Raw genomic sequence first — 7,706 nt, 5'->3', positions numbered from 1 at the left:
CCATGCATCTAGAACAGATACATCTAATAATTGCTACCATAATAATAGTTATAAACTCCTTGCAGTAGACAAGGCATTCTCATATGCCATCTGCTTAACTTCTGCTTGTTCAAGCTGAGAAGAATTTTTATTTTTTACTTCTTCGAAAAAATTTGACCCACTAAAAATATAATTCCCTAAATTAGCAGCATAATATTGAGCATTACCTAGAACTGCACAGTTAATTCGGCTTAATATTCTCGAAGGGTAGTAAAAGAGAGAAACGTTATTGTTTGATTGGAAGTCATTTTCATCCATTATTTTAATGGCTTCATGATAACCATCCATTTTATGAACAGAATATCCTTCAGGTACTGATATTCTTAATTGTGCACCTACATGAGCATAACCAAAGACACCAGGTGATACCGCCGGCACTGGATCTTGTCTATGTTGAGTTACTCTAATGGTTTTTTCTTGCAGAACATCATTATAAAATTCACTAGCAGTAAGGTCAAAAACTCGTGGATCACCAAAAGTTGCAACATGGATATCTTCAGCTCCTTCTGTTTTGTTGAGGCATAAAGCAGCTATCTTGGCAATAGCTCCTCCCATACTGTGACCTGTGAGATTAAATTTAAAATCTTTGATTTTTGATCCTTGTTTTTCAGCACGAGATTTCAAAATGCCATAAAGATTAGGCCATGAATCCGTAAATGAATTATAAAATCCTCTATGCATTCTTCCACCTTCAGGTAAAAATTCCGAAGTAGTAAAAAGTACATTTACATCAGTGATTCCATCGTTTACACCATGGCTCAGACGAGTACCGTGGTAAGCTATTGTAATTTCTTTACCTTTTATGAAAACATGACCAGCATCTTTTTCAAAGCTATTACCAAATGGAATAATTTCATAACCTTCGCTAATAAGTTCAGCTCTAGTTTTATACATTTTTTCAGTAGATGGAATAATCTCAAAATCTTCTGTAGTTTCAAATTTAGTTTTGTATACTCTTTGAGCTAGATTGTTACATTTTTTTTCACCTAATTTTTCATCATCATCGCCATAGCTTATCTTGCAGAAATTACTCATTTCCAATAATTTCTCTCTATCAAATCCTGCAATTTTTACAATACTTTCATCTATTTGATAATCAAAAGGTAAAGAACATGGTTCATTTGGGTCAGCACGATTTATAAATTCATAATCTTCAATGATCTCAAACTCATCATCATATCCTTTCATCTCACATTTGCTGTCATTTAATGAAATGGAGCTTGACTGTTCAGGTTTATCTAATTGTAAATCTATGCCACTACCTGTAGCGCTAAACCAATTGCGTAAAAAACTAAAATCCATAAGTACCTTAATCTACTGAAAATAAAACAATAATCTATCAACTATAATACAAATTAATATTATTGTCAACAACTTATATTAATATATTAATCTTTTTTGTGCTTTCACTTTGAGTAAATTTTACTTCCATAGAATAAATATAGAGTTACAATGTACTAACAAGCGACCTTTGTGCTAAATTTTGGTTAATATACACGTTGAGCGTATTAAGAAAGTTGCTTTTAAAGTATTGCATTTTACTTTTATTTTCGCTATAAGGTTGCTTTAAGTTGGATTTTCAACATCCTTATACTATTTATGTTATGATTTTAAAATTTTTTGGGGGCACTTCATGAAAAAATCTATTTATACTAGAACTGCTCTAGCTTCTCTATTGACTTTATGTTCTTTCAGTGGCTTTGCTGCTGACTTTTCTGACGAGAGTATGAAGGAAGTGAAAAAGCAAGAGAGTAACGAGTCAATCAAAGCTTCTGGAAAGATGGAAGTGATGAGGACATCAAATAAAAAACTAAAAGAAAAAATGGACAGGATATGTAATGCTGATCCAAGAAAAAAAGCTGAAGAGCTTAAGAAAAAAGAAGAGCTAAGATTAGCAGCTGAGCAGAAGAAAAAGAGGAGTTAAAATTAGCAGCTGAACAAAAGAAGAAAAAGAAGAGTTAAAATTAGCAGCCGAACAAAAGAAAAAGAAGAAATCAGACTGGCAAATGAGAAAAAAGCAAAACTTATAGAGGATTCAAAGGCGAAAGCCCTGAAAGTTAAAAATTCTAATGTAGAAAAGTCAAAAACTAAGGGTTCTAAAACCAAGAATGCTAAAATTGAAGCTGAAGATATAAAAAAGGATGTAAAAGTTGTTAACAGCAATACAGAGGAAAAAGGTAAGGCAAGTCCTGTTGTTTCAGTTGGTGGCGTTGATATTATCGATACCAACCAAGGAAAGGATGGCTTAAGGATAACTTTTGGTGGTGTTGTTGATTCTCAAGGTTATGGTAACTATGGGTTAAGTGGCTATGAGCGTTATAATGTTATGCCAGGGAATTTGGTAGGTTATTTTGCTACTCCTGAAGATCTTATAAAAGGAGCAGATCCAGTATTTCCTGAAGGGATAGGAAATATTGGTGATTACAGCGAAAACATGGGCATGATTTCAGATGCAATATTGCACTTAAGAGCTGAAAACAAAAATGAAGATTTAGGACTTCTTTATGGTGCTGATGTGCAATTTCATGTTCCAGTGACTGAAGGTAAAGGAGCTTCACAAGGTGTGAATGCTGCAAGAGGTAGAAGTTCACATGTATTCTTAAATTCAAAATATGGTGATCTGAAACTTGGCTATCAGTTTGGTCCTGAGTCTCTAATGAGACTTGATGCAACAAGGATTGCAACTGTTGACGGAGCTGCAGATAGTGACTGGTTCAGGAAAGTGAACTTAGAAGGAAGTGCTGCAAACTTTCCATTTTACGTAACACCACGTCTTTACACTGAAAGCTTCTCGAGCGAGAGTGAGAAACTCTCCTTCCGTATGGCAGGGAAATACAACAAAGATATTATGACTACATTGCCGTTTAGAGCTGCTTACTACTCGCCAAATTATATGGGTGCGAGATTTGGTATTAGCTACTCACCTCGTTACGATAATAGTTTATCTGTTGTAAAGGAGGATTATGATATAGTAAGACATGTTGGTCCAGGCTATGAGCACATAGTAAGCGCTGGCGCATCATATGAATATGACTTTAGTAAACATAACATAAAAGTTAAAACTTCCGTGGTTGGTGAGTATGGTCATGCAAAGGAACTAAATAAAGATAAGCATTCTTATAGGGAATTTGTAGAGTACAATGACCTTAGGGGTGTTAATTTAGGTGCAAGTGCTGATTATAAGATTGACGAAGGTCAAAATATAAAGTTTGCTGCCTCTTTTGCATATTTGGGCAAGTCTGGTCAACCAAAAGGTATTAAACCGCTGATTGATGTTAACTCTGGTAGATACTTGGATGAATATGAATCGCTTCCTGATAGTGACGTAAGGATGAGAGGACTGAAGGCTCAGTTTGGTGAAAATACCATGTATTGGACTGCAGGTGCTGGCTATCAATATGAGAATGTCTATACAAGCTTGACATACTTTGGCAGCACAATGAATGACAAAGATATGCTTCATGATGTTGCACTTGGTGTTCAATATGATCTATCTTCTTCATGCAGTAAGAGCAAGTTTGTTCCTTATGCAGCCTTACATTATTTTATGACTGACGAAAAAGGTGCGATACAAGATAAAGATGCTAACAATGTACCTTCTAACCAAGGAATCCTTCTACTCACTGGTGTGAAGTTTTCTTTTTAATTAGTCCTAGTAATACACACCACAACTTGAATGTGGTGTGTGTCTTGTCTCTCAGTGTTTTATTTGTCGATCAAATAAACATATGGTGTCCTTTCTCCTGTCATCCCAGTGCGTGACACACGATTGTATAAGCGTTTGTTTTAATTCGCATAACAGGTGGTGTCATCCCAGTGCGTGACACTGGTTTCCATCATCATCAGAAACGTTGTATTTTGACATAAAGCAGCTACTTTTATACCCGTAAATTTAACTGGATGCCAGTATCTGGGTACTGGCATGACACCCTATAACTACTCAGATAATGGGTAAATCATCATAATCCCTTACCTATCGAACTTTTCAAATTTAATCAATTAAGCGGGAGGCAACTATGCAAACCAAATTAAAAAACCATTTAGCTGGAGAATTACTTACCATCGCTACTTGCTGGAAATTAACGCTTGTAAGTGGGGAAGTAATGGGATTCACTGACTATGACGAGGATTTAAATGTCAATAATATACTCTATAAATCTTCAAGTGGGTTTACAGCTAGTAGTATACTATTAAACAGCGATTTGAGAACTGACAATCTAGAAATTGAAGAGATATTAAATAGTTCTGATATTAAAGAAGAAGATGTTTTATCAGGAAGGTATGATTTTGCAAATATTGAAATATTTCTTGTGAATTATAAAGATTTAAGTCAAGGAATGATGAGTCTGCACTTTGGAACTTTTGGTAAAGTAACATTAAATAGTGGTAGGTTTATCGCTGAAATTAGAGGGCTTGCGGCAAAGCTTGAGAAAAGCATATCAGAATTGTATTCTCCTGTATGCAGGGCACAATTTTGCGACGATAAATGTAAAACTGATGCTAAAAAGTTTAGTAGAACAAGCACGATTACTAAAGTGATAGACGAAAGAAGATTTGAAGACACTAATTTGGTCGAAAGCGATGGATATTATAAGCATGGAGTAGTGAAATTCTTTAGTCCAGCAACATTTGAAGTTGTAGTTAAGGAATACAAAAATAAAGTAGTTACATTATTTGCTTTATCTCCATATAAAATTTCTACTGGGGATAAATATTTGATACTTGCAGGTTGTGATAAAGCATTTTTAACCTGCAAAAACAAGTTTAACAATACTGTGAATTTCCGTGGCGAACCATACATACCAGTTGTTTAGCAGCACAATTTTTAATATTATGAATAAGCATGGAAAGGTGGCTGAGTGGTCTAAAGCACACGCTTGGAAAGCGTGCACATATGAAAATATGTCGGGGGTTCGAATCCCCCCTTTTCCGCACATTATTTCTAGTATAACACAGTGTTTTTGTCCTACTTAGACTGGGTTAATTGCTGAGCTTTTGTAATCGCATTATAATTATGTACACTTGGTTGACCAATTTGTTTATTATTAGCACATTTTACAACTGTCTTTTATTAGAGAAAATTCGTCTACCGTAGCATTATCACAAATAAATCGTAAAGTAGATAGACAGACAAAACAAAAGACCGCAATTAGCAGACCTGTGAGAGTCAGGAACAAACTACTCTACAGAGACAGTTACTATAAAACCGACGCTAATAACGAATTAGAGATAAATGTTGCAAAGAATCGCAGTGGGTCAACCGGAAAGGTCACAGTAAGTTAATGCTGGGAGGATATTATGTTGAAAAATCGAGAAAAATATTGTATAATTATTAGTACTTTTTAAGCGAATGTCTTATGGCTTTTTCTAAATTTCTTGATCCAAAAAACAATTACGCGTTCGTGTGACGTGAAAGTCGTCTATTAAACTGTTTAGCACTGACTAAACCGAGTGTTTTGCCACTCGTACCCTACTAAACTGTATAAGTACAGTAATGTCTTATGCAAAGCGTTTAGGACAATGAACCCGCCCGAAAAGGAGAAGTTCGGTCTGTGAAGAAGGAACGATGCTATAAGTGTCAAGTTGGCACGGGGGCTAGGGTGAACGGTATGGATAACAGAAGTGAATGATCGTAAGCATCGTTAAATCGAACAAGCCAAAGACACTGACAGGCTTGGACCAAAAGGTATGTGGTAGGTTATCAGCGTGAACGCATCTGATACGCAAACATAAACACCACCGGTGTATAGATCAATCCTAACCCGCTCGTTGTTTGATAGGTGGAACACGGAAACCCCATATATCTCTGGGTAATTTCTTTACTCAGTAAGGTTGATCATGAGAAAGACTGATGGATATGTGGGATTGGGAGTGTGGAAAAAGTGAATGCTCATCTGTAATGGATGAGATACAGGTTTAAACGTTATCTGGCTCGAAAGAGAACTGACGTCCACTACGGTCATCTTGAACAAGATTGTTTGTAAAACCTTTTAAGTGAGGAAAGCAGATGGTTACAGGTAAAATTGTAAGTGCACCTTTCGGTACAGCAGAACACTGGAATCAAATTAACTGGTTTCAGTGTAAAAAAAATACCAGAAGGCTACAAGCTCGTATTGTTCAGGCAACAAAAGCTAGGAGATGGAATAAAGTGAAAACTTTACAACGCCTCCTCACACGTAGTTTTAGTGCTAAAGCGTTGGCAGTAAAACGCGTAACTTCAAATAAAGGAAAATGTACAGCTGGTGTTGACAACCAGTTGTGGCAGAGCCCTTCAGCAAAATCTCAAGGAATTGCAAACCTGAGGCAACGAGGATATCGCTCTCAACCTTTGAGACGAGTCTATATCCCCAAACCTACAGGCAGCAAGCGACCTCTTAGTATTCCCACTATGAAAGATCGAGCGATGCAGGCCTTATATCTTATGGGACTTGATCCTGTTGCAGAAACAATAGGAGATAGACACTCATACGGATTTAGGAAACATCGCTCAGCTGCTGATGCGATAAGCCAGATCCACAAAACTTTGGCGGGACGCGACAGATCGCAATGGATCCTAGAGGCGGATATTAAGAAGTGTTTTGATGAAATAGACCATTGCTGGTTAGAAAGCTCAATTCCAATAGAAAAGAATATTCTCAGCAAATGGTTAAAATCTGGGTTCATAGAAAAACAAATGTTCCGCTTCACAATAGCAGGGACTCCACAAGGAGGAATTATCTCCCCTGTACTTGCTAACTTGACCCTTGATGGTTTCGAAAATGTTATCAGTAAACATTTCGGGAAGAAGGGAACAAGAAAACGCAAGAAATATGGTGTGCACGTGATTCGCTACGCGGATGACTTCATAGTAACACTGGAAAATCAAAAGAAATTCTTGAGACTAAAGTTAAAAGGCTAGTAGAGGATTTCCTCAGCGACAGAGGGTTAACTCTATCCACAGGAAAAACCAAGATCACACACGTAGAACAGGGATTTGATTTTCTAGGTCAGACAGTACGTAAGTACGAAAGGAAGATAATCATCAAACCTTCAGCAGAAAGTACAAACCGACTTCTGAAGCGCATCCGGTGCTTGATTCGTAAGAACTGCGCAGCAACCCAAGAAAAAGTAATAGAACTGCTCACACCTCAAATTCGAGGGTGGGTCTATTACCACAGGGGAATATGCGCAAGAAAAGCTTATGAGAAAGTGGATTCTGAGATTTTTAAAGCCTTATGGCAATGGTCAAAACGCAGACACCCTAATAAAGGCTTACGCTGGATTAAGGAGAAATACTTTAAAACAAAAGAAGCCAGAAGATGGTGCTTTGCAGCGCTGACTAAGAATAAAGGTACAGTTGAGTGGAAGGAACTCTTTCAAGCAACAAGCGTACCAATTCGTCGCCACAAGAAAATTCAAGCTGAGGCAAATCCCTACGATAAAGAATGGTATGCCTACTTTGAAAAACGTAGATCAAATAATCCTTCTCTTTATGAGGATGATAAGATATGATTAATGTTAATCCTAGTAAGGAATTTGAAATGCCAGAATATTTGAAGGAAGCTGTTGCCGGTTCTCGAGAAAAGGACTTAAGATGGCTCGAGCCGTATGAAGGGAAACTTTCAAGTACGGTTCCTAGAGGAGAGTTTAGTGGAAAATATCTCAGTCCACTAAACTCTTACTCGTTC

General features: G+C 36.9%; 7 protein-coding genes and 1 tRNA gene. 7 read left to right on the top strand and 1 reads right to left on the bottom strand.

Going from position 1 to position 7,706, the window contains the following annotated elements; translation table 11 throughout:
- Positions 1-48: 48 nt before the first annotated feature.
- On the bottom strand, positions 49-1,341 hold the full coding sequence (locus tag Wcon_RS07370) for a lipase family protein (RefSeq protein WP_114517736.1): 1,293 nt from the start codon (positions 1,339-1,341) through the stop codon (positions 49-51).
- Between the two features lie 331 nt (positions 1,342-1,672).
- Between Wcon_RS07370 and Wcon_RS12120 the strand changes: the two genes are divergently transcribed.
- The 7 genes from Wcon_RS12120 to Wcon_RS07335 form a co-directional block, all read left to right on the top strand.
- Entirely contained in the window at positions 1,673-1,963 is a 291-nt protein-coding gene (locus Wcon_RS12120; protein WP_237350103.1) for a hypothetical protein, read from the top strand.
- Positions 1,964-1,972: 9 nt separating this feature from the next.
- Positions 1,973-3,685 (top strand): WD0745 family porin, encoded by a 1,713-nt coding sequence (locus Wcon_RS07365; RefSeq protein WP_458694578.1) that lies wholly within the window; start codon positions 1,973-1,975, stop codon positions 3,683-3,685.
- A 370-nt stretch (positions 3,686-4,055) separates the two neighbouring features.
- Entirely contained in the window at positions 4,056-4,853 is a 798-nt protein-coding gene (locus Wcon_RS07360; protein ID WP_114517735.1) for a DUF2163 domain-containing protein, read from the top strand.
- A 31-nt stretch (positions 4,854-4,884) separates the two neighbouring features.
- Positions 4,885-4,971: transfer RNA gene (locus tag Wcon_RS07355), tRNA-Ser, on the top strand.
- Between the two features lie 1,075 nt (positions 4,972-6,046).
- Positions 6,047-6,937, top strand: a complete 891-nt coding sequence (locus tag Wcon_RS07345; protein ID WP_114517629.1) for a reverse transcriptase domain-containing protein — start codon at positions 6,047-6,049, stop codon at positions 6,935-6,937.
- On the top strand, positions 6,910-7,530 hold the full coding sequence (locus tag Wcon_RS07340; RefSeq protein WP_114517628.1) for a group II intron maturase-specific domain-containing protein: 621 nt from the start codon (positions 6,910-6,912) through the stop codon (positions 7,528-7,530). Before Wcon_RS07345 ends, Wcon_RS07340 begins: the two co-directional genes overlap by 28 nt.
- The coding region (locus tag Wcon_RS07335) for a hypothetical protein (protein WP_147269164.1) at positions 7,527-7,706 on the top strand (180 nt) is incomplete at its 3' end. The genes Wcon_RS07340 and Wcon_RS07335, both read left to right, overlap by 4 nt.

This window comes from Wolbachia endosymbiont of Cylisticus convexus, from assembly GCF_003344345.1.
The sequence above is the reverse complement of the archived record's forward strand: the minus strand, read 5'-3'. Positions and strand labels throughout refer to the sequence as shown.

Bases quoted from the DNA above. Each gene is read 5' to 3' on its own strand.
- Wcon_RS07370 (WP_114517736.1), bottom strand. From the start codon at position 1,341: ATGGATTTTAGTTTTTTACGCAATTGGTTTAGCGCTACAGGTAGTGGC.
- Wcon_RS07345 (WP_114517629.1), top strand. From the start codon at position 6,047: ATGGTTACAGGTAAAATTGTAAGTGCACCTTTCGGTACAGCAGAACAC.
- Wcon_RS12120 (WP_237350103.1), top strand. From the start codon at position 1,673: ATGAAAAAATCTATTTATACTAGAACTGCTCTAGCTTCTCTATTGACT.
- Wcon_RS07360 (WP_114517735.1), top strand. From the start codon at position 4,056: ATGCAAACCAAATTAAAAAACCATTTAGCTGGAGAATTACTTACCATC.